Origin of the sequence: Solirhodobacter olei (assembly GCF_004010155.1) — a bacterium.
Taxonomy (GTDB): domain Bacteria; phylum Pseudomonadota; class Alphaproteobacteria; order Rhodobacterales; family Rhodobacteraceae; genus Solirhodobacter; species Solirhodobacter olei.
In genome coordinates this window covers 190,576-213,422 of the sequence record NZ_RRYH01000003.1, presented here as the reverse complement: position 1 = coordinate 213,422, position 22,847 = coordinate 190,576, and the positions used below count along the sequence as shown (strand labels likewise).

General features: G+C 66.9%; 24 protein-coding genes and 1 other RNA gene. 13 read left to right on the top strand and 12 right to left on the bottom strand.

Features of this window, described 5'->3' with window-relative positions; translation table 11 throughout:
- Window positions 1-58 precede the first annotated feature (58 nt).
- Window positions 59-1,480 carry an NADP-dependent phosphogluconate dehydrogenase gene (gndA, locus tag EIP85_RS03270; protein WP_127900713.1) on the bottom strand — a complete coding sequence of 474 codons (1,422 nt, stop codon included), beginning with the start codon at window positions 1,478-1,480 and terminating at the stop codon, window positions 59-61.
- Between the two features lie 202 nt (window positions 1,481-1,682).
- On the opposite strand from gndA, the gene EIP85_RS03265 reads away from it, so the two are divergent.
- The 8 genes from EIP85_RS03265 to EIP85_RS03230 all read left to right on the top strand — a co-directional run bounded on the left by EIP85_RS03265 (window position 1,683) and on the right by EIP85_RS03230 (window position 10,621).
- Window positions 1,683-3,536, top strand: coding sequence for a sensor histidine kinase (locus tag EIP85_RS03265; RefSeq protein ID WP_241559876.1), 1,854 nt, complete (start codon window positions 1,683-1,685; stop codon window positions 3,534-3,536).
- Window positions 3,533-4,759, top strand: coding sequence for a sigma-54-dependent transcriptional regulator (locus EIP85_RS03260; RefSeq protein WP_127900711.1), 1,227 nt, complete (start codon window positions 3,533-3,535; stop codon window positions 4,757-4,759). The genes EIP85_RS03265 and EIP85_RS03260 overlap by 4 nt, the downstream gene beginning before the upstream one ends.
- A gap of 241 nt (window positions 4,760-5,000) precedes the next feature.
- Entirely contained in the window at window positions 5,001-6,026 is a 1,026-nt protein-coding gene (locus EIP85_RS03255) for a DctP family TRAP transporter solute-binding subunit (RefSeq protein WP_127900710.1), read from the top strand.
- 38 nt (window positions 6,027-6,064) lie between these two features.
- Window positions 6,065-7,270 (top strand): amino acid ABC transporter substrate-binding protein, encoded by a 1,206-nt coding sequence (locus tag EIP85_RS03250; RefSeq protein WP_127900709.1) that lies wholly within the window; start codon window positions 6,065-6,067, stop codon window positions 7,268-7,270.
- A gap of 60 nt (window positions 7,271-7,330) precedes the next feature.
- Window positions 7,331-8,188 (top strand): branched-chain amino acid ABC transporter permease, encoded by an 858-nt coding sequence (locus EIP85_RS03245; protein WP_206615439.1) that lies wholly within the window; start codon window positions 7,331-7,333, stop codon window positions 8,186-8,188.
- Window positions 8,188-9,135, top strand: a complete 948-nt coding sequence (locus tag EIP85_RS03240) for a branched-chain amino acid ABC transporter permease (protein WP_127900708.1) — start codon at window positions 8,188-8,190, stop codon at window positions 9,133-9,135. Before EIP85_RS03245 ends, EIP85_RS03240 begins: the two co-directional genes overlap by 1 nt.
- Window positions 9,132-9,908: an ABC transporter ATP-binding protein gene (locus EIP85_RS03235; RefSeq protein WP_206615438.1), complete on the top strand. Its 777-nt coding sequence runs from the start codon at window positions 9,132-9,134 to the stop codon at window positions 9,906-9,908. Before EIP85_RS03240 ends, EIP85_RS03235 begins: the two co-directional genes overlap by 4 nt.
- Entirely contained in the window at window positions 9,905-10,621 is a 717-nt protein-coding gene (locus EIP85_RS03230) for an ABC transporter ATP-binding protein (RefSeq protein WP_127900707.1), read from the top strand. Before EIP85_RS03235 ends, EIP85_RS03230 begins: the two co-directional genes overlap by 4 nt.
- 25 nt (window positions 10,622-10,646) lie before the next feature.
- Here the strand turns inward: EIP85_RS03230 and EIP85_RS03225 are convergent, their stop codons facing one another.
- The 4 genes from EIP85_RS03225 to fabA are packed head-to-tail and all read right to left on the bottom strand — an operon-like array spanning window position 10,647 to window position 14,160.
- The gene (locus EIP85_RS03225; protein ID WP_127900706.1) at window positions 10,647-11,561 is read right to left on the bottom strand and encodes an ion channel; all 915 of its coding nucleotides are present in this window, start codon (window positions 11,559-11,561) and stop codon (window positions 10,647-10,649) included.
- Between the two features lie 35 nt (window positions 11,562-11,596).
- Window positions 11,597-12,385, bottom strand: coding sequence for an enoyl-ACP reductase FabI (locus tag EIP85_RS03220; RefSeq protein ID WP_127900705.1), 789 nt, complete (start codon window positions 12,383-12,385; stop codon window positions 11,597-11,599).
- Between the two features lie 16 nt (window positions 12,386-12,401).
- The gene (gene fabB, locus EIP85_RS03215) at window positions 12,402-13,631 is read right to left on the bottom strand and encodes a beta-ketoacyl-ACP synthase I (protein WP_127900704.1); all 1,230 of its coding nucleotides are present in this window, start codon (window positions 13,629-13,631) and stop codon (window positions 12,402-12,404) included.
- Window positions 13,632-13,653: 22 nt separating this feature from the next.
- Entirely contained in the window at window positions 13,654-14,160 is a 507-nt protein-coding gene (fabA, locus tag EIP85_RS03210) for a bifunctional 3-hydroxydecanoyl-ACP dehydratase/trans-2-decenoyl-ACP isomerase (RefSeq protein ID WP_127900703.1), read from the bottom strand.
- A gap of 167 nt (window positions 14,161-14,327) precedes the next feature.
- Between fabA and irr the strand changes: the two genes are divergently transcribed.
- Window positions 14,328-14,765, top strand: a complete 438-nt coding sequence (irr, locus tag EIP85_RS03205; RefSeq protein ID WP_127900702.1) for a Fur family transcriptional regulator Irr — start codon at window positions 14,328-14,330, stop codon at window positions 14,763-14,765.
- Between the two features lie 72 nt (window positions 14,766-14,837).
- Here irr and EIP85_RS03200 read toward each other — a convergent pair whose 3' ends face one another.
- Entirely contained in the window at window positions 14,838-15,305 is a 468-nt protein-coding gene (locus tag EIP85_RS03200; protein WP_127900701.1) for an MmcB family DNA repair protein, read from the bottom strand.
- Window positions 15,306-15,402: 97 nt separating this feature from the next.
- Between EIP85_RS03200 and ssrS the strand changes: the two genes are divergently transcribed.
- A non-coding RNA gene (ssrS, locus tag EIP85_RS03195) (6S RNA) lies at window positions 15,403-15,559 on the top strand.
- 117 nt (window positions 15,560-15,676) lie between these two features.
- Here ssrS and EIP85_RS03190 read toward each other — a convergent pair.
- The 4 genes from EIP85_RS03190 to ribB form a co-directional block, all read right to left on the bottom strand.
- Entirely contained in the window at window positions 15,677-15,997 is a 321-nt protein-coding gene (locus EIP85_RS03190; protein WP_127900700.1) for a hypothetical protein, read from the bottom strand.
- 142 nt (window positions 15,998-16,139) lie between these two features.
- On the bottom strand, window positions 16,140-16,604 hold the full coding sequence (gene nusB, locus EIP85_RS03185) for a transcription antitermination factor NusB (RefSeq protein ID WP_127900699.1): 465 nt from the start codon (window positions 16,602-16,604) through the stop codon (window positions 16,140-16,142).
- Window positions 16,601-17,140, bottom strand: a complete 540-nt coding sequence (locus EIP85_RS03180) for a 6,7-dimethyl-8-ribityllumazine synthase (RefSeq protein ID WP_127900698.1) — start codon at window positions 17,138-17,140, stop codon at window positions 16,601-16,603. The genes nusB and EIP85_RS03180 overlap by 4 nt, the downstream gene beginning before the upstream one ends.
- Before the next feature lie 3 nt (window positions 17,141-17,143).
- A complete protein-coding gene (gene ribB / locus EIP85_RS03175; RefSeq protein WP_127900697.1) occupies window positions 17,144-18,253 on the bottom strand; it encodes a 3,4-dihydroxy-2-butanone-4-phosphate synthase in 1,110 nt (369 codons plus the stop codon).
- A gap of 188 nt (window positions 18,254-18,441) precedes the next feature.
- On the opposite strand from ribB, the gene EIP85_RS03170 reads away from it, so the two are divergent.
- Window positions 18,442-18,885: a GFA family protein gene (locus EIP85_RS03170; protein ID WP_127900696.1), complete on the top strand. Its 444-nt coding sequence runs from the start codon at window positions 18,442-18,444 to the stop codon at window positions 18,883-18,885.
- A 15-nt stretch (window positions 18,886-18,900) separates the two neighbouring features.
- Here EIP85_RS03170 and EIP85_RS03165 read toward each other — a convergent pair whose 3' ends face one another.
- A complete protein-coding gene (locus EIP85_RS03165; RefSeq protein WP_127900695.1) occupies window positions 18,901-19,464 on the bottom strand; it encodes a hypothetical protein in 564 nt (187 codons plus the stop codon).
- The gene (locus tag EIP85_RS03160; RefSeq protein WP_127900694.1) at window positions 19,461-20,078 is read right to left on the bottom strand and encodes a riboflavin synthase; all 618 of its coding nucleotides are present in this window, start codon (window positions 20,076-20,078) and stop codon (window positions 19,461-19,463) included. Before EIP85_RS03160 ends, EIP85_RS03165 begins: the two co-directional genes overlap by 4 nt.
- Window positions 20,079-20,312: 234 nt before the next feature.
- On the opposite strand from EIP85_RS03160, the gene EIP85_RS03155 reads away from it, so the two are divergent.
- Entirely contained in the window at window positions 20,313-21,605 is a 1,293-nt protein-coding gene (locus EIP85_RS03155; RefSeq protein ID WP_127900693.1) for a capsule biosynthesis protein, read from the top strand.
- Between the two features lie 97 nt (window positions 21,606-21,702).
- The gene (locus tag EIP85_RS03150; RefSeq protein ID WP_127900862.1) at window positions 21,703-22,845 is read left to right on the top strand and encodes a polysaccharide biosynthesis/export family protein; all 1,143 of its coding nucleotides are present in this window, start codon (window positions 21,703-21,705) and stop codon (window positions 22,843-22,845) included.
- Window positions 22,846-22,847: the final 2 nt, after the last annotated feature.

The following is a 22,847-nucleotide window of genomic DNA, read 5'->3' as shown; positions in this document are numbered from 1 at the left end:
GCCGAAGCCGCCTCCCTCTGCGTCATTAGGCATCCCGGGGCGCCAGTCCCGGCCGGCCTCAGCCGGCGTGGCTGCCCCAGGGCCCATGGTGGCTGTCCGCGCCGTCGAGCCGGTCGAAGCCATGCGCGCCGAAGAAATCGCGCTGGCCCTGGATCAGGTTCGCGGTGGAGCGCGCCGTCCGCATCATGTCGAAATACGAAAGCCCCGCCCCGAGCGCCGGCATCGGCAGCCCGTTGAGCGCCGCGACGGAGACCGCCTTGCGCAGCGCCCCATGCGTCGTCTTGAGCTTCTCGGCAAAGGCCGGCGCGAACATCAGGTTCTGGTCGGGATTGCCGGTCAGTGCCGTCGCCATGTCGTTGAGCATCGACGAACGGATGATACAGCCCTCCCGCCAGACCCGCGCGATTTCCGGCAGCGGTAGCGGCCAGTCGAAGGCATTGGCCGCTGCGCCGATCATCGTGAAGCCCTGCGCGTAGCAGAGGATCTTGCCGCAGATCAGTGCTTTTTCCAGCGTGTCGACATCCAGTGCGGCGGGCTCCAGCCGCCGCGGCGCCGCACCGAAGAGCGCCTCGCCCGCCTTCCTCTCTTCGAGTCGGGCAGAGACGTTGCGCGCCGCCACCGCGGCTTCGATCACCGTGATCGGCGCGGCCAGGTGCTGCGCCTCGATCGCAGTCCAGCGGCCGGTGCCCTTCTGGCCCGCCTGGTCCAGGATCGCATCGAGCATCGGCCCGCCACCGATCGGATCCTTGGCGGCAGCCACCTCGGCCGAGATCTCGATCAGGTAGGATTGCAGCGGCCCCTCGTTCCAGCTCTTGAACACTTCGGCGATCTCGCTCGCGGCCATGCCCATGCCGTCGCGCATCACGCCATAGACCTCGGCGATCATCTGCATGTCGGCATATTCAATGCCATTGTGGACGGCCTTGACGAAATGGCCCGCCCCGCCCGGCCCCATGTAGGTCGCGCAGGGTGTGCCCTCGTACTTTGCGGAGATCGCCTTGAGGATGTGCGCGACGCGGTCCCAATCCTGCTTTTCGCCGCCGCCCATGATCGAGGGGCCGTGGCGCGCGCCCTCCTCGCCGCCCGAGACGCCGATCCCGAGGAAGCGCGGCCCGCCCTTGGCGGCATCCGCCGCACGGCGGTCGGTGTCGTGGAAGTTCGCGTTGCCCGCGTCGATGATCAGGTCGCCCGGCTCCAGAAACGGGGTCAGGTTCGCGATCTGCTGGTCGACGATGGGCCCGGCGGGCACCATCAGGATGATCGCGCGCGGCGGACGGATAGCGGCGACGAAGGCCTCCAGCGTCTCGGTCGGCACGATCTTCTCGGCCAGCTTGCTCGCACCCGCAGCGGCGTAGAAGGCGTGGGTGGTCTCCGCGGTGCGGTTCCACACCGCGATTCCGAATCCCTTTTCGGCGATATTGAGCGCGAGGTTCGCGCCCATGGTTCCAAGCCCGATAAGGCCGATTTCGGCTTCGCTCATGGCATCCCCCTTGGCTCTTGCGTGCGGCAATTTGGCCGGAAGCGGCGGCGGGCGCAACGTCTAAGCCCCAAACGGCTGGGCGGGAACTCGCGGGTCAGGTCACGAAATATCGCGCACGACGCTGCGGATGGCGCGCAAAGCTCACCCTTTTCCATCCCCTCAACTCCCCGTTACACTCGCCGCGCCCATCGGGGAGAGATCGGTGACGCCCGCCCATCCAGCAGACCCAGCCAGCCCGACCTCGCCGCGCCCCCACCGGGCTCGGGGCCGACGTCGCGCGATCAGCTTCGGCCTCTATATCCTCGTCGTCGCGGCCGTCGCCGGTGCGGTCGGCTGGTACGCCTTTCGCGCCGGACTCGACAAGATCGCCGAGGGCGCGCGGGCCGAGCTGTCTCAGGCGTCCGACCAGCTTACCGGCCAGCTGCAGCGGTTCCGCGAGCTGGCGGTGCTCCTGACCGACCACCCGGCCCTCGCCCATCTGGCCGAAACCGGCCAGGGCGACCGCGCGGCGGCGAATGCCCTGCTCCTGCGCGCCGCCGACCGGACGGCGTCAGAGGAGATCCTGCTCCTCGACCGCGACGGCCGGGTACTGGCAAGCTCGCTCGGCTCCGATGCGGGGCGAAACGACCCTGCAGACACACCTGCCTTCGTCGCAGCGATGCATGGCACGCTCGGCTTCTCCCATGCGGTCGAGGGCGGGCGGCGAATCTTCACCTATGCCGCCCCGGTCTATTCCCCCGGCGGGCCGGTCGCCGGCGCCGTCGTCGTCCGGCTCGACGCGGCGCGGATCGAGGCGCCGAGCCGAGGCGAGGCGCAGAGCGTCTTCTTCTCCGACGCGCGCGGCGTCGTCTTCGTCTCCAACCGCTCGGAACTTCTTTTCCGCCGTCGCGCGCCGGTGCCCCGGCCCTACCCGAGCTTCGGCCTGGCCTATCCGAAGGGACTGGCCAAGCCCTTCCCCGCCTTCACCCGCTACCGGACCGGCGGGCATGACCTCTGGTGGGTCGACGGCGGGCCCTACCTGCCGCGGCTGGCGCTGCACCTCACCCAACCGCTGCCCGTGGTGGAAATGCAGGGCGAGATTCTCGTCAACGCCCTTCCGACGCTGGAGGTCGCGGGGCTGCAAGCCGCCGTCACTGCCGCCGTGGGTCTGATCTTCGGTGCGATCCTCTTCGCCCTTGGCGAGCGCCGCCGCGCCCTCACCGCCCGGCTGGAGACGGAAGCACGGCTGACCGCGCAGCTCGAACGCCGCGTCTCAGAACGCACGCGCGAGTTGTCCGAGGCCGTTGATCGTCTGCAGAGCGAGGTCGCCGAGCGGATGGAGGCCGAGGCCGCGCTGAAACGGGCGCAGGCAGAGCTTCTGCGCGCCGGCAAACTCTCCGCCCTCGGGCAGATGTCGGCCGGGATCAGCCACGAGCTGAACCAGCCGCTGATGGCAATCCGATCCTATGCCGAGAACGGCGCTGCCTTTCTCGCCCGCGGGCGGCCGGACGAGGCCGCGACGAACCTCACGCGGATCGGCGATCTCGCCCACAGGATGGGGCGCATCATCCGAAACCTGCGCGCCTTCACCCGGCCCGATGCCGAGGGCACCTCGGATGTCGACCTCGCCGCCGTCACCAGCGCGGCCTTGGAGATCACCGAGCCGCGGTTGCGCCAGGAGGACGTGAGCCTCGACTACGTCCCGCCCACCCTTCCGGTTCACGTCCGCGGCGGCGAGGTGCGGCTCCAGCAGGTGATCATCAACCTTGTCGCCAATGCGCTCGACGCCATGGCCGGGCGGGCGCAGCGCCGCCTGACGATCCGTATCGAGGCCGGGCGCACCGTCCGCCTCACCGTGCAGGACACCGGCCCCGGCATCGCCGAGCCCGAGCGCGTCTTCGACCCGTTCTACTCCACCAAGGAGGTCGGCCAGGCCGAGGGCATGGGCCTTGGCCTTGCGATCTCCGACCGCATCATCCAGAGCTTTGGCGGCACCATCGCCGCCCGCAACCTCGCCTCGGGCGGCGCAGAATTCACGGTGGAACTGCCCGCCGCCCCGGCACGGGAGGCCGCATGAGCCGCACCATCCTCCTTGTCGACGATGACCGCGCGGTGCGCGAGGCGCTTGGCCAGACCCTGGAACTCGCAGAGCTGCGGCCGATCCTCGCCGGCTCCTATATCGAGGCGAAGGACCATATCTCGCGCGATTTCCCCGGCGTCGTCGTCTCCGATATCCGCATGCCCGGCAAGGACGGCTTCGCGCTTCTGGAACATGCCCGCAGCATCGACTCCGAACTGCCGGTGATCCTGCTGACCGGCGAAGGCGACATCCCGATGGCGGTGCGCGGTATCGCGTCAGGCGCCTTCGATTTTCTTGAAAAGCCCTGCGCACCGGCGGACCTGCTTGCGGTGATCGACAAGGCGCTGAAGACCCGTGCGCTGGTGCTGGAGAACCGCCAGCTCAAGCGCCAGCTGCAATCGGGCGATGCCGCCGCACGGATGATCTTCGGCCTCTCCCGCCAGTCAGAGGAGCTGCGCGAACGTGCCCGAATGACCGCGCGCACCTCCGCCGAGGTGCTGATCACCGGAGAGCCGGGCACCGGCATCCCCAAGGTGGCCGAGGTGATCCACCTGCTCTCCGGCGCCGCTGCGCGGCCGTTCCAGAAGCTCGCCGGTCCCTCCGCCGGGCCCGAAAGCCTGGCCCAGGCCTTCGAGCATGCCGAGGGCGGCACGATCTTCATCGACGAGGTCGCGGGCCTGTCTCCGGCTGCGCAATTCGCGCTTCTCGACCTGCTCGACGGCACCGGCGGCGCCCGCGTCATCGCCGGCACCTACCGCGACCTCGCCGCCGAGGCCCGCGCCGGGCGGTTCCATGCGGATCTCTACTACAAGCTCGACGCGATGCCGATCCGGATGCCGGCGCTGCGCGAGCACCCCGAGGACATCCCGGTGATGTTCCGCCATTACCTCAGCCAGGCCTGCGAACAGGCCGGCCTGCCGGAGCCGGAGGTGACCCCTGCCGTCACTGCCCGGCTGATGGCGCAGGACTGGCCGGGCAACGCGCGGGCGCTGATGAACGCGGCCATGCGCTTTGCCATGGGTCTGCCCGACGGCGAGGAGGACACGGGCACGGGGCTGGCCGAGCAGATGGCACAGGTCGAGCGCTCGCTCCTGCAGGACGCGCTTCGGCGGCAAAACGGCAATGCGACGCTTGCGGCCCAGGCGCTGCGCTTGCCTCGCAAGACCTTCTACGACAAGCTCACGCGCCATGGTATCCGGCCGGAGGATTACCGCGCCTGAACCTGAACCGTGCGGCTCCCCGCCCGTTTGCGCCAACATCTGTGCGGTTTTCCGCATACGTTGTTACAGCTGCGCCGCAGAAATTCAGGCGGAAATCCGCTAAGGACATGCAAAACATAGATTAAAGCGGATCACGATAGCGTGTGCTGTTTTCCCATTGCCAGATGCCGCGCGCCGTCCATGCTCTCTTTCCAAGCTCGGGACCAACCCGGCAGCGACAAGGTTTTTGGGAGGGGATGTGATGAAGGCTCTGGCCGCGGCATTGGTGCTGGCGCTCTCCGCCGCACTGCCTGCGTTCGCCGGGCCCTGCACGCCCTCTGACATCGTCGTCAAGTTCGCCACCGTCGTATCGGCCACGGATAACCCGAAAGGCATCGCCGCCCAGATCTTCGCCGACCGCGTGAACCGTGAGATGGCGGGCAAGGTCTGCGTCATCGTCTACCCGGATTCGACGCTCTACGACGACGACACGGTGCTGCAGGCCATGCTGCAGGGGGACGTGCAGCTCGCCGCGCCATCACTCTCGAAATTCGAGGCCTTCACCAAGGTCTTCCGCCTCTTCGACCTGCCCTTCCTCTTCACCAACCTCGCAGCCGTCAGCGCCTTCGAGGCTTCACCTGCCGGGGCGAAGATGAAGAACGCGATGCTTTCGCGCGGACTGACGGGGCTGGAGTTCTGGCATTCGGGAATGAAGCAGTTCTCGGCCAATCGCCCGCTGGTCTGGCCGGCGGATGCCAAGGGGCTGAAGTTCCGCATTCAGCCCTCCGACGTGATCGCCGCCGAGATCCGCGCGCTTGGTGCGCAGCCGCAGTCGATCGCCTTTTCGGACGTCTATTCCGCGCTGAAGACTGGCGTGGTCGACGGACAGGAGAACACCTGGTCGAACATCTACGCCCAGAAGTTCTACAAGGTTCAGGACGGCATCACCGAAACGAACCACGGCGTACTCGAATACCTCGTCGTGACGTCGACCGACTTCCTCAACAGCCTGCCGCCGGCGATCCGCCGCCAGTTCCTCTCGATCCTGCACCAGGTGACGGTCGAGCGGAATGCGGCGGTAACGCAGGTGGAGGCGAAGTCCCGCGCCGCGATCCTCGCGGCTGGCGGGCACATAAGGCAACTGACACCGGCCGAGCGCGCCGCCTGGGTGAAGGCGATGCAACCGGTCTGGGCCGAATTCCGCGCCGATGTCGGCCCGGAAAACATTGCGGCGGCGCAGGCGATCGACAAGCGCCTCGCCGCCCAAACCCGCGGGGACGGCGAATGAGCCGCGCCCCTGAAAACATCCAAAACGGAGGAGACCTGATGAAAAAATCCCTGGCCCTGTCCGCGGCGCTGCTCGCGGCGACGGCGCTCTCTGCCCTGCCTGCGGCGGCGGAGAACGTCATCACCCTTGGCGCCTCGGTCCAGATGACCGGCGCCACGGCCAACACCGGCCGCTACTACAAGGACGCCTACGCGCTTGCGGTCGAAAAGATCAACGCGGCCGGCGGCGTCAAGGTCGGTGGCAAGACCTACAAGCTGAAGCTCGACATGCTCGACAACCAGTCGGACGTGAACCTCTCCGTGCGCCAGTACGTGCAGCTCGTCAGCTCGGACAAGGTAAACTTCCTGCTCGGGCCGTTCGCCTCGAACTTCGTGATCTCCGACAGCTCGGTGGCCGAAAAGTACCAGATCCCGATGGTCGAGGGCGGCGGTTCCTCGGGTCAGATCTTCTCGCGCGGTTACAAGTACGTCTTCGGCACCCTGCCGCCGGCAGGCAACTACTACGGCTCGACGCTGGAGATGATGGGCAAGCTGAAGCCCACCGCGAAGACCGTCGCGCTCGTCGCCGCCGATGACAGCTTCGACGTCTCGGTCGCCAAGGGCACGCGCAAGCTGATCAAGAAGGCCGGCATGAAGATTGCCGTGGACGAGAGCTACGCCGAGAACAGCAGCGACTTCTCGTCGATCCTGACCAAGATCAAGGCGGCCAAGGTCGACAGCATCCTGTGGAGCGGCCATGAGACCGAGGCGCTGAACTTCCTGCGCCAGATGAAGCAGCTGAACGTCTCTCCGGCGGACATGTACGCCTTCACCGTGGGTGTTCCGACCGCCGACTTCCGCAACGCGCTCGGCAAGGACGCCAACTATGCCTTCGGCATGACGACCTGGTTGCCGGACGCCTCGCTGAAGGACAAGTGGTTCGGCGACGCCGCCGAATTCGCCAAGGAATACAAGGCGAAATACGGCTATGACCCGGACTACCACGCAGCCTCGGGCGCGGCCGACGTGGAAACCTACGTCTACGCGATCGAGAAGGCCGGTTCGCTGAACCCGAAGAAGGTGCGCGACGCCATCGCCTCCAGCAACTTCGACAGCCTCTACGCCAAGGTGAAGTATGGCTCGAACGGCCAGATCAACCTGCCGCAGATCGTCGTGCAGATCCAGGACGGCCAGCTGAAGCCGGTCTACACCGACCACTTCATCAACAAGCCCATGTACCCGGCCCCGGCCTGGGACAAGCGTTGATGTGACCAATCTCCCGGGCGCCGATCCCCGGCGCCCGGGACATATCGGAGGAACGGGACAGTGGTTCTCGCGCAAATCCTGCTCAACGGCGTGCTCCTGGGCGGCCTTTACGGGCTCATGGCCCTCGGCATGGCGCTGGTCTGGGGGGTTCTGAACATCGTGAACCTCAGCCATGGCGCCCTGATCATGCTGGGCGGCTATGTCACCTATTATCTGTTCACGCTGGCGGGGATCGACCCGTTCGTGGCCCTGCCGATCGCCATGGTGATCATGTTCTGCTTCGGCTTCGCACTGCAATGGGGGGTGCTGAACCTCATCGTGCGCTCGAAGATGCTGAACACGCTGCTGATCACCTTCGGCCTGCAGGTCGTGCTGACCTTCACGGCGCAGCTTCTGTTCACCGCGGACTTCCGCACCATCAACCCCACCTACGCCGGGAACAACTTCCCCGTCGGCGGGCTGACTGTCTCGGTCGTGCGGTTGGCCGCCTTCCTCGTCGCCATCGCGCTGGCATCGATCCTGTGGTTCGTACTGAACCGCCTGCCGCTCGGCCGCGCGATCCGGGCGACCGCGCAGAACCTTACTGCGGCGCGGCTCTACGGCGTCAACCCGCGCGTCCTTTACGCCGTGACCTTCGGCATCGGCACCGCCCTTGCCGGGGCCGCCGGTGGGCTCTACGGCATGATCTCGAACCTGACGCCCTATATCGGCGCCAGCCTGACGGCCAAGAGCTTCGTCATAGCCATCATCGGGGGACTTTCAAACCCCTTCTACGTCATCTTCGGCGGCATCTTCGTCGGCATCGCGGAGTCGCTGACCGCGCTCTACATCGGGCCGACCTATACCGACGTGATCAGCTTCGGCCTTCTGGTCGTCGTGCTCGTCGTCCGCCCCAGCCGCGCCGTGAGGGCCGCCTGATGAAACGCTTCATCCTTCCCGCAGCCATCGTGATCGCCGTCTTCATGGCCTTCATTCCCGGTTTCGCCTCCGACACGATGATCCAGTTCTGGATCAACGCCCTGCTTCTGGCCACGCTGGCTCAAGCCTGGAACATCCTGGGCGGCTTCGGGGGCTATGTCTCCTTCGGCAACTCGGTCTTCTACGGGCTCGGCACCTACGGGACCGGCATTGCGATGGCGACCTATCACTTGCCCTTCGGTGTCGGTCTCGCCATCGGCGTCGTGCTTGCCGTGATCGGGGCGGCGGTGGTCGGCCTGCCGATCCTGCGGCTGCGCGGACCCTATTTCGCGATCGCCACGCTGGGGCTGAACGGCGCCATGCTGGCGATTTTCTCGAACCTCTCCATCGCCAACAAGAACATCGGCCTTGTCCTGCCGCTGACGCGCAACGACACGATGTTCTACGAGCTCTCGCTGGGCCTTCTGGTCCTTTGCACCGCAACGGTCTGGTGGGTCAGCCGCTCGCGCTATGGCATGGGCCTGATCGCCATCCGCGAGGACGAGGACGCCGCCGGCACGATGGGCGTGAACGCCACGCTCTACAAGGTGACGGCGCTGATCCTCGCCTCCGTCTTCACGGCAGTCGCGGGCGGGATCCACGCCTATTGGTTCACCTTCGTCGATCCAGCCTCGGCCTTCGATTCCACGCTGAACGTCCGGATGGTCATCATGTGCGTCTTTGGCGGGCCGGGCACCGTCTTCGGCCCAGTGGTCGGCTCGTTCGTCCTGTCGGCGGTCTACGAGATCCTGGCTGCCCAGATCTCCACCGCAGCGGCGCTGCTCTTCGGCCTCGTCATCGTTCTGGCGGTGATCTTCATGCCGCGGGGCCTTGCCGATGTCGTCGGCCGCGGCCGCGCCCTCTCCTGGCGCTATTTCGTCCGCAACATCACGGAGAACCGGCTGTGAGCGCGCAACCCATCCCCCATGACGCGGCCCCCAAGGCCGGCCGGACCGTCATCGAGACCCGCGGCCTGACCCGGCGCTTCGGCGGCCTCGTCTCGGTCAACAACGTCGACCTCGTGATCGCCGAGAACGAGACGCTGGGCCTTATCGGCCCGAACGGTGCCGGCAAGACGACGCTCGTCAACATGATCTCCGGCACCCTCGCCCCGTCGGAGGGCGAGGTCCTCTTCGAAGGCCAGGTGATCAACGACGTGCCAGCCTTCCGGCGCGCTCATCTCGGCATCGCCCGTACGTTCCAGGTGATGAAGCCGTTCCACGGCATGACCGTGCTGGAGAACGTCACCGTCGGCGCCCTTTTCGGGCGCAACGGCGGCCAGAAGAACATGGCCGACGCGCGCGAGAAGGCGCGCGAGTGGCTGGAGTTCACCGGGCTTGGCGGCAAGATCGAGATCAACGCCGACAGCCTCGGCGGGCCAGACCGCAAGCGTCTCGAATTCGCCAAGGCGCTGGCGATGGAGCCCCGGCTGCTGCTGCTAGACGAGGTGATGGCCGGCCTCAACCCGGTCGAGGTGACCGAGGTCGTGGAACTGATCAAGAAGATCCGCGGCCAGGGCCGGGCGCTTCTGATCATCGAGCATGTCGTCGCCGCGATCCGCAGCCTGTCGGACCGGATCATGGTCCTGCATCACGGCGAGAAGATCGCCGACGACGACCCCGCGACGGTCCTCGAGGATCCGCGCGTCATCGAAGCCTATCTCGGAAAGCGCCGGCAATGAGTGAACCCCTTCTGAACATCCAGGGCATGAACGCGGGCTACGGCCCTGTGCCCGTCCTCTTCGACCTGACACTCTCGGTCATGCCGGGCGAGATCGTCGCCATGGTCGGCTCCAACGGCGCCGGCAAGACGACGCTGCTGCGCGCCATCTCGCGCATCATCCCGGCCCAGGGCACGCTGCGTTTCAACGGCGAGGACCTGGCCCCCCTGCCGCCGGAGGCCGCCTTCACCCGCGGCCTCGTCCAGGTACCGGAGGGCCGCCAGCTCTTCCCCCGCATGACGGTGGAGGAGAACCTGCTGATGGGCGCGCATCTCAGGCGCGACAAGGGCGTGGAGGCCAGCTTCGAGCAGGTCTACACACTCTTCCCGAAGCTGAAGGAACGCCGCCGCCAGCTTGCAGGCAACATGTCGGGCGGCGAGCAGCAGATGTGCGCCATGGGCCGCGCGCTGATGGCGAACCCGAAGCTGCTGATGATCGACGAGATGAGCCTGGGCCTTGCCCCCGTCATCGTCGACCAGCTTTTGGCGATCCTCAATGACATCCGCGCCGAGGGCATCCCCGTGCTGCTGGTGGAGCAGGACGTCTTCGCGGCCTTCTCCGTGGCCGACCGGGCCTATGTGATGGAAACGGGCCGCGTCGTGCGCGAAGGGCCCGTCTCTGAGTTGCAGAACGACCAGTCGGTGATCGACGCCTATCTCGGCGCGGCGCACTAGCCCCCCACCCTCTCCCGCCCGGGGCTCAGGCTTCGGGCGGGACGTCCCTCAGCGCCTCCGGCGCGCTGTCGTGGAAGCGGGTGTAGTCGAGCACGCGCCGCCCGCCACTTTCGAAGCTGACGATATCGACGAACGCATGGCCCCAGCGGATCGCGTCATGGGTCCAGCTGTTCCGCGCGTGGATGTCCTGCGCCATGGTCATGTCGAAGCCCGACATTACCACCACAAGCTCCACGTCATCCGCCTCCGCCTGCGCCGCGTCGAGACCGAAAAGCGGACTCGTCTCGTCGATCCGGTGCATCACCAGCCAGGAAAGCGAGAAGACGGGGTTGCGCGCCCGCACGAGCGGCAGGTCGTGGTAGCGCCGTATCACCTGGCTACCGTGGACCTCCTGCCGGATCACGCTCAGCCGCGCGCCCGCCTCCAGCACGTAGTTGCGCCGGAGGTTGGCGGCGCGGAACATCAGATGGGGCGCGCCATCGAACTCCGTGATCACCGCGACGCGCGAGAACAATATCCGCGCCGAAGGTCGCGAGAAGCGCGCGAACATCAGGCCGGAGGTGACCGCGATCAGCAGGATACCGCAGCCGATTTCAACCGTGACCAGAAGATTGCCGAGAAGCGAACTCGGCACGACATTGCCGTAACCGACAGTCGCGAGCGTGTGGACCGAGAAGAAGAAATCCCTCGCGAAGGTGGGCAGGCCCTCGGTCTTCCCGGCAAGCTCCCCCGGCGCCAGCATGTAGAGGCCGGCGAAGATCGCGTTGATCCCGGCGAAGACCAGCGCGAAGGTCAGGAAGAACCGCGGCCAGCTCATCCCGACCAGGCTGTGGTAGATGTCGGTGGAGAACCGGCTGCGCCTACCGAGGGTGTGGATATGGCGGTCGTCGCGCCGCGTCTCGGCCTCGAAGCCGCCCCGGGGGCGCTGAGGGCCCCTCATCCCGGCGCCACAGCGAGGCCCCGGGCAGGCATCGCTCAGAGGTGCTCCGCCTGCGGCATGCCGAGGACGTGGTAGCCGCCGTCGACGCGCACGATCTCGCCCGAGGTGCAGGCCCCGTAGTCGGAGGCGAGGTAGACCGCCGTGCCGCCTACCGTCTCCAGCGTCGCGTTGACGCGCAGGGGCGCGTTCGCCTCGGTGTGGCGGAAGGTGGCACGCGCGCCACCGATCGCGGCGCCGGCCAGCGTCTTCATCGGGCCGGGAGAGATCGCGTTGACGCGGATCTTCTGCGGGCCCAGGTCGTTGGCGAGATACCGAACCGTCGATTCCAGCGCCGCCTTGGCGACCCCCATGACGTTGTAATTCGGCGTCACCCGGTTCGAGCCCTGGAAGGTCAGCGTGATCAGCGTGCCGCCCTCGGGCATCAGCTCCGCCGCGCGGCGGGCCACGTCGATGAAGCTGTAGCAGGAGATCGAGAGCGAGGTCTTGAAGTTCTCGCGGCTGGTATTGATGAACCGGCCGGTCAGCTCGTGCTTGTCAGAGAACGCGATGGCGTGGACGACGAAGTCGAGCGTGCCCCATGCCGCCTTCAGCCGCGCGAAACAGGCGTCGAGCGAGGCATCGTCCATCACGTCGACATCGACCAGAAGCGACGAGCCGAGCGAGGCCGCAAGGGGCTCCACCCGCTTGCCGAAGGCCTCACCCTGGTAGGAGAAAGCCAGCTCCGCCCCCTCCGCGGCCATCGCCTTGGCGATACCCCAGGCGATCGAGCGGTCATTGGCGACCCCCATGATCAGGCCCCGCTTGCCTTTCATAAGATCGGCCATTCCGGCGCCCTCCCCCTCAGCCCTGGTACTTGCTGAAGACCAGCGTGGCATTGGTGCCGCCGAAGCCGAAGCTGTTCGACAGGACCGAGTCGAGCGCCACGCCCTCGCGAAGGCTCGTCACGATCTCCTCCGGCTTCAGCGCCGGGTCGAGCTCCGTGACGTTGGCAGAGGCGGCGATGAAATCGCCGTTCATCATCAGGAGCGAGTAGATCGCCTCATGGACCCCGGTTGCGCCCAGGGAATGGCCCGTCAGCGACTTGGTCGAGGCGATCGGCGGGGTCGAGCCCATGCCGAAGACGCGGCGGATCGCCTCCACCTCGCCGATGTCGCCCACGGGGGTCGAGGTGCCATGCGCGTTGATATAGTCGATGCGGCGGCCTTCGGGCAGGCTCGCCAAAGCCACCCGCATCGCCCGCTCGCCACCCTCGCCCGAGGGCGCGACCATGTCGTAACCGTCCGAGGTGGCGCCGTAGCCCGTGACCTCGCCATAGATCTTGGCGCCGCGCGCCAGCGCGTGGGACAATTCCTCCAGCACCACCACGCCGGCCCCGCCGGCGATGACGAAGCCGTCGCGCGTCGCGTCATAGGGGCGCGAGGCGGTGGCAGGGGTGTCGTTGTACTTGGAGCTCATTGCGCCCATCGCATCGAAGAGGCAGGAGAGCGTCCAGTCCAGTTCTTCCCCGCCGCCGGCAAAGACGATGTCCTGCTTGCCCATCTGGATCTGTTCCACGCCATTGCCGATGCAATGCGCCGAGGTCGAACAGGCCGAGGTGATGGAATAGTTCACGCCCTTGATCTTGAAGGGCGTGGCAAGGCAGGCCGAGTTGGTCGAGGACATGCAGCGTGTGACCATGAACGGCCCCATCCGCTTCGGGCTGCCCTTCTCGATCACCGTCTCGAAGGCCTTGAAGAAGTTCGAGGTCGAGGGCCCGCCGGAACCCATGACAAGGCCGGTGCGCTCGTTGGAAACGTCGGTCTCCTCCAGCCCGGCATCGGCGATCGCCTGCTCCATGGCCAGGAAGTTGTAGGCCGCGCCCGGCCCCATGAAGCGCAGGTTGCGCTTGTCGATATGGTCCTCCAGCACGATCTGCGGCTGGCCCTTCACCTGGCTGCGGAAGCCGTGTTCGGCATAATCCTCGGCGAAGACGATGCCGGACCGGCCGGCGCGCAGGCTGGCCTCGACCTCGGCGGAATTGTTGCCGATGGGCGAGATGATCCCGATCCCGGTGACGACGACGCGACGCATGGGGCTCTCCTAAAGGCGTGGGTCAGGCGACCGCGAGGCCGACCTTCATGTCCTTGACCACGTATATCTCCTCGCCATCAGCCACAACCCGGCCATCGGCGACGCCCATCTTCAGCCGCCGGTCGATGACCCGGGTGAAGTCGACATAATAGGTGATCATCTTGCGGTCCGGTCGGACCATGCCGGTCAGCTTCACCTCGCCGACGCCGAGCGCGAAACCCTGCCCCTGCCAGCCGCGCCAGCCGAGGTTGAAACCGGTGAGCTGCCAGAGCCCGTCCAGCCCGAGGCAACCCGGCATCACCGGGTTGCCGGGAAAATGGCATTCGAAGAACCAAAGGTCGGGAGTGATGTCGAACTCGGCCACGACATGGCCCTTGCCGTGCAGCCCGCCGTCAGCCGAGATGTCGGTGATCCGGTCCATCATCAGCATCGGCGGCAGCGGAAGCTGGGCATTGCCGGGCCCGAACAGCTCTCCGCGCGCACAGGCCAGAAGATCTTCCTTTTCAAAGCGCGTCGGATACACCGCCATACGGCCCCTTCCCCCGTCTATCCTGTTTGTAACATCCTTGCTGATCCTCTATCACCCGGGTCCGAGCACTGGCAAGGGCGCGAAGCCCTGCCGTCGCAATCGCCGCAGCTTTGCCGCCCGCAGGTTTTCGTTTGAAAACCCTCACTGCGGCCTTCTATATTGGGCCCATGCAGGATGAACTCTCCCCCGTCGTTCCCGCGGCGCTTACGGTCGGCCGGCGCTGGCTCGACCGCGCCGGGCTGAGGCCGACGCGCCAGCGGCTCGCTCTGGCTGCGCTTTTGGTCGGCGACGGCATGAACCGGCATGCGACGGCGGAAAGCCTCTTCACCGCGGCCTGCGAGGCCGGCGAACGGGTGTCGCTCGCCACCGTCTACAACACGCTGCGCGCCTTCTGCGACGCGGGCCTTCTGGCCGAGATCACCGTCGACGGCACCCGCAGCTATTTCGACACGCGGGTCGAGGATCACCCGCATTACTACTGGGAAGACAGCCACGCCCTGACCGATGCGCCTGGCGATAGCCTGCGCCTCGTCGGCCTGCCCGAAGCACCCGAGGGTACCGAGATCTCCCGCGTCGACGTGGTGATCCGCCTCAAGCGCCCCTGAGCCGCGCCTGGGCCCATCCCCCCGCCCGCCTCACCAGAAAAGACGCCACCAGGACGGGCGGACGGGTAAGGCTCAATCCTCCTCCGCCTCGACTTCGCCGATCAGCCCGACGAGCCGCGGATCGCGCAAGGCCTGCAGCCGCAGGGCCGCATGACGGGCGAATTTCTGCATCATCGCCTTCCGGCGCGCCGGGGCGAGCTTTGCCTCCGGCCCGATCCGAAGGATCTCCGCATCATAGCCGTCGGCGATGATCAGGCCGCTGTCGTCGGGCAGAAGCTCAGTCGGGAAATCGGCATCCACGGCCCAGAAAAACCTGTCGCAGAACTCGAGGTAGCCCTGCCACTTGTGATCCGACATGTAATCGGCCCGGCTCGACTTGCATTCCACGACCCAGATCTCGCCCTTCGGCCCCACCGCCATTACGTCGACGCGCAGCCCCGAAGCCGGCACCAGTTCGACCACCGAGACGAAGTTATGGCTCAGCAGGTGGCGGCAGACGCCGCGGGCGAGGAGTTGTCCGGGGGCAAGATCGTCGGGCATGAGCGGAATATGAACAAGAGGTGAACAAAAGTCCAGCCTGCGCCTGCGCCCTGCCCCCTTGCCGGCCCCGGTGCGGCACACTATCTTTCGCGCTGGCGGGCTTCTGCCCGATACGTGACGGGCCCTTTTCCAGTGGCCGATAAGCACTTCCGAGGGAGCTGGCTCTGCCAAGACCGTGGTCTTGGTATCTGGCGCCCACCTGGTAATCCAGGCTCTCGGGAAATTCACGCCCGCACGGTTGCCGCGGTTCCCGCCACCCACCGCCCCTCCTGGAAGGAGCAGGTGCCCCGATCCGCTCCCCACAATTGAAGACGGCCCGCGATGCAGGCCGTCGGCGACAGGTCTCTGCCGGGTCGATCCGCGCCGTCGGTTCAGCGGCGGCGCTGCGCCGGTCGGTTCTCGACCGGGATCGCGACGGGCAGATGGGCCCGCGCGGCGCGCTCGCGGCGGCCCCCACGGGGACCATCGTTCTCCTCGGCCATCAGCATCACCGCGATCCCGAATTGCGCACCCGCGAAAAGGGCACCGTGCGAGACGAAGAGCGCGAGCGCCGCCACCCAGCCCATGTCCGTATCAAGCACCAGATGCCGCAGCCCGGCGACGTTGAGCCAGATCAGCATCGCGCAGAAGAGCGCGGCGATCCCCCAACCGATGGCAACATGGCGGATGTAGAGACGGATCAGCTTGGGCATTCAGAAGCTCCTCGCAGCGCACGGGGGTCATGGCCCCGGCCTTCCATCAGATAAGCATAGCGCCTTCGCGTTGAATGGGAACCGGAATGTGATTGGCGCGGCCAATGGCCGCCCCCGGCCCTGGCGCTTGCCCGGAGACCGGTCAAAGCCCCTCGGGATGCACCTCATGCGCCATGTGGTCCAGGACCGCATTGACGAAATTCGCCTCCTTCCCGTCGGGAAAGAAGGCTCGGGCGATATCGACGAATTCGGTGATCACAACCTTAGGCGGCGTTGTGGATTCGACCAGTTCCGCCCCGGCCACGCGGAAAAGCGCCCTCAGCGTCGGGTCGATCCGCCCGATCGGCCATTTCGCCACCAGCGCGCGATCGGTCAACTGGTCGATCCGCGCCTGCCAGTTCACCGCGTCGCCGACGAGCTTGCGGAAGAGGTCGACGTCGCCCTCTTCCATCTCGGTCTCGTCATAGATCGCACCGAAGCGATGCGTTTCGAACTCGCTCGAGACGGCCTCGACCGTCTGACCGGAGACCTCCATCTGGAACAGCGCCTGTACGGCGTAGAGCCGCGCCGCGGACCTGCGGCGGCGCTTGTCGGGCTTTCCAGTCATGCCTTGTCGGTGTCCTCTGCAATCCGGATCGTCTCCGACGGGCGGAAGCCGATCCCCTTGGACGCGCCGGACCAGCGCCGCGCGATCGCGATCAGGTGCAGCGCCGCCGCGGCGGCACCACCCCCCTTGTTCTGGCCCGCCGGTTCCGCCCGGACGACCGCCTGTTGGCGGTTCTCGACCGTCAGAATGCCGTTTCCGATGCAGGCGCCGTTCAGCCCGAGCAGCGTCAGCGCGCGGCTCGAGTCGTTGCAGACCGTGTCGTAATGCGTGGTCTCGCCTCGGATCACGCAGCCGAGCGCGACATAGCCGTCGAAATTCGAAAGCCGCTCTGCCATCGCGATCGCGGAGGGGACTTCCAGCGCCCCCGGCACCTCGATCGTCTCATGGCTCGCGCCCGCCGCCTCCAGCGTGGCACGGGCCCCGGCGACGAGGTCATCGGCGATGTCCTTGTAGTAGGGCGCCACCACGATAAGCACCTTCACCGGCGTATCGAACGTCGGCAGCGGCAGGGTGTAATGGGTTTCCGATCCGGCCATCTCTCACTCCATCGGAATGCGTCGGGTGCCGGTGATCGACAGGCCATAGGCCTCGAGCCCGACCACCTTCGGCGTCGGCGAATTCGTCAGCAGAACCAGCCGCGAAATCCCAAGCGAGGTCAGGATCTGCGCCCCCACCCCGTATTGCCGCAATGTCTGGGGCGAGACGGCATCCTCAGTCGCGATCTTCATATGGGTGTCGCGCAGCAGAACCAGCGCGCCGCGGCCCTCCTTCGCGATCAGCTGCATGGCATGTCCGAACTCCGTCGCGCGGCCCGCGCCTCCCAGACCCACCACGTCCAGCAGCGGGTCGAGCGTGTGCATCCGCACCAGCACCGGCGCGTCGCCCTTCAGATCGCCCTTGATCAGGGCGATATGCTCCGCCCCCTGGGTATCGTCTGTGAAGATCCGCATCTGCCATTCGCCGCCGAACTCGGATTGCACGATCTTCTCGCGCGTCACCTTCACCAAGTTGTCGTGCCGGCGGCGATAGGCGATCAGGTCCGAGATCGTGCCGATCTTCAACCCGTGCATCTGCGCGAAACCGACCAGATCGGGCAGCCGCGCCATGGTGCCGTCCTCGTTCATCACCTCGCAGATGACGCCCGAAGGGTTCAGCCCGGCGAGGCGGGAGATGTCGACCGCCGCCTCGGTATGCCCGGCGCGGACAAGAACCCCGCCGTCGCGGGCCCGCAGCGGGAAGACATGGCCGGGCGTCGCGATATCCTGCGCGCCCTTGCTCGGGTCGATGGCGACCGAGACGGTGCGCGCCCGGTCCTGGGCAGAGATGCCGGTGGTCACCCCCTCGCGCGCCTCGATAGAGGTGGTGAAGGCGGTCTCGTGGCGCGAGGAGTTCTTCGGGCTCATCAGCGGCAGTCCGAGCGCGTCGAGCCGCGCCGCCTCCAGCGCCAGACAGATCAGCCCGCGGCCGTGCTTGGCCATGAAATTGATCGCATCCGGCGTACACATCTGGGCCGGGATGACCAGGTCGCCCTCGTTCTCCCGGTCCTCGTGATCGATGAGGATGAACATGCGCCCGTTGCGGGCATCTTCGATGATCTCCTCGACCGAGGAAATCGCGTCTGAGTAGTCGGATTTGCTGTTGTCGGTCATGGTCTCACCCTTTGCTGGGCAGCACCTAGCGCAAGGTGGACGCGATGACCAGAGGCGGGTTGCGCGCGCGGGCGAAGACGGGCTGTGCAGGAGCGCGGCCTTGCGCCCCTGCGGGACGGCGCCTAGACCCGAAGGGTCCCCCGGGGCCTGCCGCTGCGCGGGCCGGGCCGCACCAAAGGAGCCGCCTCATGACCGACACCCCCAAGGATGCCACCGCCCCTGACCCCGCGGTCCTCGACGGGGCCTGCCACTGCGGGGCGGTGCGGTTCCGTATCCGCCTCAGCGACGGACTCGCCAGCGCCCGGCGCTGCACCTGCTCCTATTGCCGGATGCGCGGCGCCGTCGCCGTCTCCGCGCCCCTCGACGGGCTGGAGATCACATCGGGCGCCGAGAGCCTGACGCTCTACACGTTCAACACCCACGCCGCTCAGCATCATTTCTGCAAGATCTGCGGGATCTACACCCATCACAGGCGGCGCTCGAACCCGAACGAGCTGGGCGTGAACGCGGCCTGCCTCGCGGGCGTCAGCCCCTTCGATTTCCACGCGGTCAAGGTCATGGACGGGGTGAACCACCCCAACGACGGCGCGGGACCGCGCGTGGCGGGGATCCTGCGCTTCGATCCGGCCTGAGCCCGCGCGGGGCCGTCAAACCGCGCCGAAATAACGCTCCGCCGGCAGGTAGCCGGCAAGGCCGCCCGCCGCACACCAGTCGCGCTCCAGTCCCATGTCGCCGACCAGCAGAACCCGGTCGCCCGGCAGCCCGCGCGCGCCGAGCGCCGCCCGGATCGCCGCCCGCGCCGCGCTCCAGGGCGCCAGCGCGTCGGGGGCGGAATGGGCCTCGTCCAGCGACGCGGCTTCGGCGAGAACGGCCGGGTCGAGTCGCCCGCTCGCCAGCCCCAGCTTCAGTGCGTCGCAGATTCGGCCCAGCTTCTCGGCCCGCGCCTCGGGCAATGCCGGGGCAGCGGGAAAGACCCTCAGCGCGTTTGATGAAAAGAGGAACGCCACCACGTCATGCCCGGTCGCGGCGCGGACCGAGGCATAGGTGCGGTAGTCGAGCCCCAGCTCTGCCGCGCGTTTCACCCGGCCGCGCAGAACCTCGATCGGCAGATGCGGCAGCAGGTCGGCCCGCGCCTTGCCCCAGCAATGCTTGCGCCAGGAGAAGCCCGGCTCCATCGACGGCCCGCCGTTGTGCCCCAGGCGCGCGGTCATCCGCCCCAATCCTGCAGCCGGGCAACGTAACGCGCCAGCGTGTCGACCTCCAGGTTCACAACATCGCCCTCGCGCACGTCGCCCCAGGTCGTCACCTGCTGGGTATGCGGGATCAGGTTGACGCCGAACTCCGCCCCCTCGACCTCGTTGACGGTCAGCGAGGTGCCGTTCAGCGCCACCGAGCCCTTGGGCGCGATGTACCCGGCAAGCGCCTTCGGCGCGCGGAAGCGAATCCGCGTGCTCTCCCCCTCCGGCCGGATCGAGATCACCTCGGCCACATCATCGACATGGCCCGAGACGATGTGCCCGCCCAGTTCGTCGCCCACCTTCAGCGCGCGCTCGAGGTTGATGCGCCGCCCGGCGTGCCAGCCGTTCCGCCCGATATTGGTCTTGGAGACGGTCTCGCCCGAGATCACCACATCGAACCAACCGCCCGGCGAGGCGGTCGAGTCGACGCCGGTCGCGACCGCCGTCAAGCAGACCCCATCGCAGGCGATCGAGGCGCCGATCTCGATCGTATCGACGTCGTAATGGGTGGCGATGCGGGCATGCAGGTCGCCCCGGTTCTCCAGCGAGATGACGCGGCCGATATCGGTGATGATCCCGGTGAACATGGCGGTCTCCTTTGCGACTGACGTAGCCGCCCGCCGCGGCGCTGACAAGGCCGCCCTCCATCGCACCCCAGCTAAGCGATCATGGCGCGATCAGTGCTTGTTTCCGCACAATATCCGCAATTCGCCCAAATTGGGTCCCCGTGCCGACATAGTGGGAGAGCATTCCGATCCTGAGCCTTTACCGCACCACTCTGCCGTGAAGGGATGACTGCAAGGCCAGGAGACCATGCCACGATGACCGACGCAACCGGCACCGGGCGCCGCTTTCTCTTCCTGCAAGGGCCTCACGGGCCCTTCTTCCGGCAGCTTGCCGCGATGCTGCGCGCCGCCGGGGCCGAGGTCCGCCGTGTCGGCTTCAACGCGGGCGACCGCGCCTTCTGGCCGAACGATGCCAGCTACATCCCCTACCAGGACCGCCCCGAGGCCTGGTCCAGCACCTTCCGCCGCCTGATCGAGGCACACAGGATCACCGATATCGCGCTTTACGGCGACACCCGCCCGATCCATGCCGATGCCATCGCCATTGCCCGCAAGGCCGGGCTGACGGTGCATGTCTTCGAAGAGGGCTACCTGCGTCCGTTCTGGGTCACCTACGAACGTGGCGGCGCCAACGGCCATTCCCGCATCATGTCCATGACCGTGGCCGAGATGCAGGCCGCCCTCGACCATCTCGACATGGACCTGCCGGACGCCCCCGCCCGGTGGGGCGACATGCGCGAGCATGTGTTCTACGGCGCCCTCTACCATTTCCACGTGCTCGTCCGGAACCGCGCCTATGCCAATTTCCGGCCCCATCGCGAGATTTCGGTGCGGGCAGAGTTCCAGCTCTACCTCAAGCGTCTCCTTCTGATGCCGATCCACAAGATCGAGCGGGTGGCGGAGACCCAGCGCATCAAGTTCGGCGGCTTCCCCTACCACCTGGTCCTGATGCAGCTCGAGCATGATGCGAGCTTCCGCCACCACGGGCCGTTCCGCTCGATGACGGATTTCCTGACGGTCTGCGTCGAAGGCTTCGCCAAGGGCGCGCCACCCCATCATCACCTCGTCATCAAGGCCCATCCGCTTGAGGACGACCGCGTTCCGGTCCGGCAGTTTCTGGGCGAGCTTGGCGACCGCTTCGGGGTCAGCTCGCGCATCCACTACGTCCGCGGCGGCAAGCTGGCGGCACTTCTGAACCACGCCCGCTCGGCGGTCACGGTAAACTCCACCGCCGGCCAGCAGGTGCTCTGGCGCGGGCTGCCGCTGAAGGCGTTCGGCCGCGCGGTCTATTCCAAGCCGGAATTCATCTCCACCCAGCCCCTGACGGAGTTCTTCTCCCGCCCGACACGGCCCGACAGCCGCGCCTACCGCGACTACCGTCATTTCCTGCTGGAAACCTCGCAGGTTCCGGGCGGTTTCTACTCCATCCGCGGCCGGCGCGAACTGCTGCGCCAGGTCGTGGACATGATTCTTGCCCCGGAGGACCCCTACGAGGCGCTGCTCCAGGGAATCGCGGCCCCAAGGCAACAGTTGCGGGTCGTTCCCTGAGGCGGGACAAACCGCCTAGCCTTTTTTCTCGGGATTCTGTAGGTTTGCCCAAAAAACTTGAGGCAGTTCCGAGCAAGGAGCCCGAGCAGTGAACCCGATGATAGTAAAAGGGGGCCGTTGGCTGGCCCTCGCAGTCCTTGTTGCGGCTACCGCATCCTGCGGAATTCCGCGCTCTGGCCCCAGCAAGCGCGAGATCTTCTCAAGCTCGGTTCAGCGGCAGGGCGACGCCTTCGTCGTCCAGGTGAATGACCGGGTGACGCGCGCTACCTCCGTCACCCCGGCGCTCGGATTTTCCAAGAGCTTCGAGAACGCGGGCCTCGTCGGCCCCGACACGATCCGCCCGGGCGACAAGCTCTCCGTGACCGTGTTCGAGAACGTCGCCAACCCGCTCCTCGGCGTGCCCGGCCAGAAATCGACCGTGCTTCCGGATGTCGAGGTCGACGGCAACGGCTTCATCTTCATCCCCTATGCCGGCCGCATCAAGGCCGCGGGGCTGAGCCCGGAGGCGCTGCGCGCCGCCATCGCCCGCAAGCTCGGCGCCCAGACGCCGGATCCGCAGGTCCAGGTCGCCCGCACCCCGGGCGACGGCGCCTCGGTGACGGTGGAAGGCGCGGTGGCGACCCAGGGCGTCTACCCGATCCAGCAATCCACGCGGACGCTCACATCGATGATCGCGCGCGCCGGCGGCGTACAGGTGCCGGTCCAAAGCGCGGATGTAATCGTGACCCGCGGCCACAAGACCGAGAAGGTCTGGCTGAACGATCTCTACACCAATCCTAAGCTCGACATCGCGCTTAGGAACGGCGACACGATTTACGTGCAGCGCGACCTGCGCGCCTTCACCGTGCTCGGCGCCACCGGCAGCCAGAACCGCGTGCCCTTCAACACGCCGACCGTCTCGGCGATCGAGGCACTGGCGCAGGTCGGCGGCCTGAACACCTCGCTTGCCGATCCGACCGGTGTCTTCGTCTTCCGCAATGAACCGGCCGCAATCGCCAATCAGGTGCTGGGCAGGACCGACCTCGTCGGGCCGCAGCGGATGATCTACGTGCTGAACCTCACCGCACCGGATGGCATGTTCGAGGCAAGGGACTTCCTGATCCGCGACGGCGACACCGTGTTCGTCACCGAAGCGCCGTTCGTCCAGTGGCAGAAGGCCCTGTCGGTCTTCACTGGCACGCTGAACGGAGCCAATGCCGTCTCTACGGCGGCGACGGGCACTTCGATTACCGGAAAATAGGG

What these genes read in the sequence shown, in the direction of transcription:
- EIP85_RS03180 (WP_127900698.1), bottom strand. Translation starts at nt 17,140, where the DNA reads ATGGCCGGATCGGAAACCCATTACACCCTGCCGCTGCCGACGTTCGAT.
- EIP85_RS03255 (WP_127900710.1), top strand. Translation starts at nt 5,001, where the DNA reads ATGAAGGCTCTGGCCGCGGCATTGGTGCTGGCGCTCTCCGCCGCACTG.
- gndA (WP_127900713.1), bottom strand. Translation starts at nt 1,480, where the DNA reads ATGAGCGAAGCCGAAATCGGCCTTATCGGGCTTGGAACCATGGGCGCG.
- EIP85_RS03225 (WP_127900706.1), bottom strand. Translation starts at nt 11,561, where the DNA reads ATGAGGGGCCCTCAGCGCCCCCGGGGCGGCTTCGAGGCCGAGACGCGG.
- EIP85_RS03220 (WP_127900705.1), bottom strand. Translation starts at nt 12,385, where the DNA reads ATGGCCGATCTTATGAAAGGCAAGCGGGGCCTGATCATGGGGGTCGCC.
- EIP85_RS03250 (WP_127900709.1), top strand. Translation starts at nt 6,065, where the DNA reads ATGAAAAAATCCCTGGCCCTGTCCGCGGCGCTGCTCGCGGCGACGGCG.
- irr (WP_127900702.1), top strand. Translation starts at nt 14,328, where the DNA reads ATGCAGGATGAACTCTCCCCCGTCGTTCCCGCGGCGCTTACGGTCGGC.
- fabA (WP_127900703.1), bottom strand. Translation starts at nt 14,160, where the DNA reads ATGGCGGTGTATCCGACGCGCTTTGAAAAGGAAGATCTTCTGGCCTGT.
- ribB (WP_127900697.1), bottom strand. Translation starts at nt 18,253, where the DNA reads ATGACCGACAACAGCAAATCCGACTACTCAGACGCGATTTCCTCGGTC.
- EIP85_RS03260 (WP_127900711.1), top strand. Translation starts at nt 3,533, where the DNA reads ATGAGCCGCACCATCCTCCTTGTCGACGATGACCGCGCGGTGCGCGAG.
- EIP85_RS03190 (WP_127900700.1), bottom strand. Translation starts at nt 15,997, where the DNA reads ATGCCCAAGCTGATCCGTCTCTACATCCGCCATGTTGCCATCGGTTGG.
- EIP85_RS03155 (WP_127900693.1), top strand. Translation starts at nt 20,313, where the DNA reads ATGACCGACGCAACCGGCACCGGGCGCCGCTTTCTCTTCCTGCAAGGG.
- nusB (WP_127900699.1), bottom strand. Translation starts at nt 16,604, where the DNA reads ATGACTGGAAAGCCCGACAAGCGCCGCCGCAGGTCCGCGGCGCGGCTC.
- EIP85_RS03150 (WP_127900862.1), top strand. Translation starts at nt 21,703, where the DNA reads ATGATAGTAAAAGGGGGCCGTTGGCTGGCCCTCGCAGTCCTTGTTGCG.
- EIP85_RS03200 (WP_127900701.1), bottom strand. Translation starts at nt 15,305, where the DNA reads ATGCCCGACGATCTTGCCCCCGGACAACTCCTCGCCCGCGGCGTCTGC.
- EIP85_RS03240 (WP_127900708.1), top strand. Translation starts at nt 8,188, where the DNA reads ATGAAACGCTTCATCCTTCCCGCAGCCATCGTGATCGCCGTCTTCATG.
- EIP85_RS03170 (WP_127900696.1), top strand. Translation starts at nt 18,442, where the DNA reads ATGACCGACACCCCCAAGGATGCCACCGCCCCTGACCCCGCGGTCCTC.
- EIP85_RS03165 (WP_127900695.1), bottom strand. Translation starts at nt 19,464, where the DNA reads ATGACCGCGCGCCTGGGGCACAACGGCGGGCCGTCGATGGAGCCGGGC.
- EIP85_RS03160 (WP_127900694.1), bottom strand. Translation starts at nt 20,078, where the DNA reads ATGTTCACCGGGATCATCACCGATATCGGCCGCGTCATCTCGCTGGAG.
- EIP85_RS03230 (WP_127900707.1), top strand. Translation starts at nt 9,905, where the DNA reads ATGAGTGAACCCCTTCTGAACATCCAGGGCATGAACGCGGGCTACGGC.
- fabB (WP_127900704.1), bottom strand. Translation starts at nt 13,631, where the DNA reads ATGCGTCGCGTCGTCGTCACCGGGATCGGGATCATCTCGCCCATCGGC.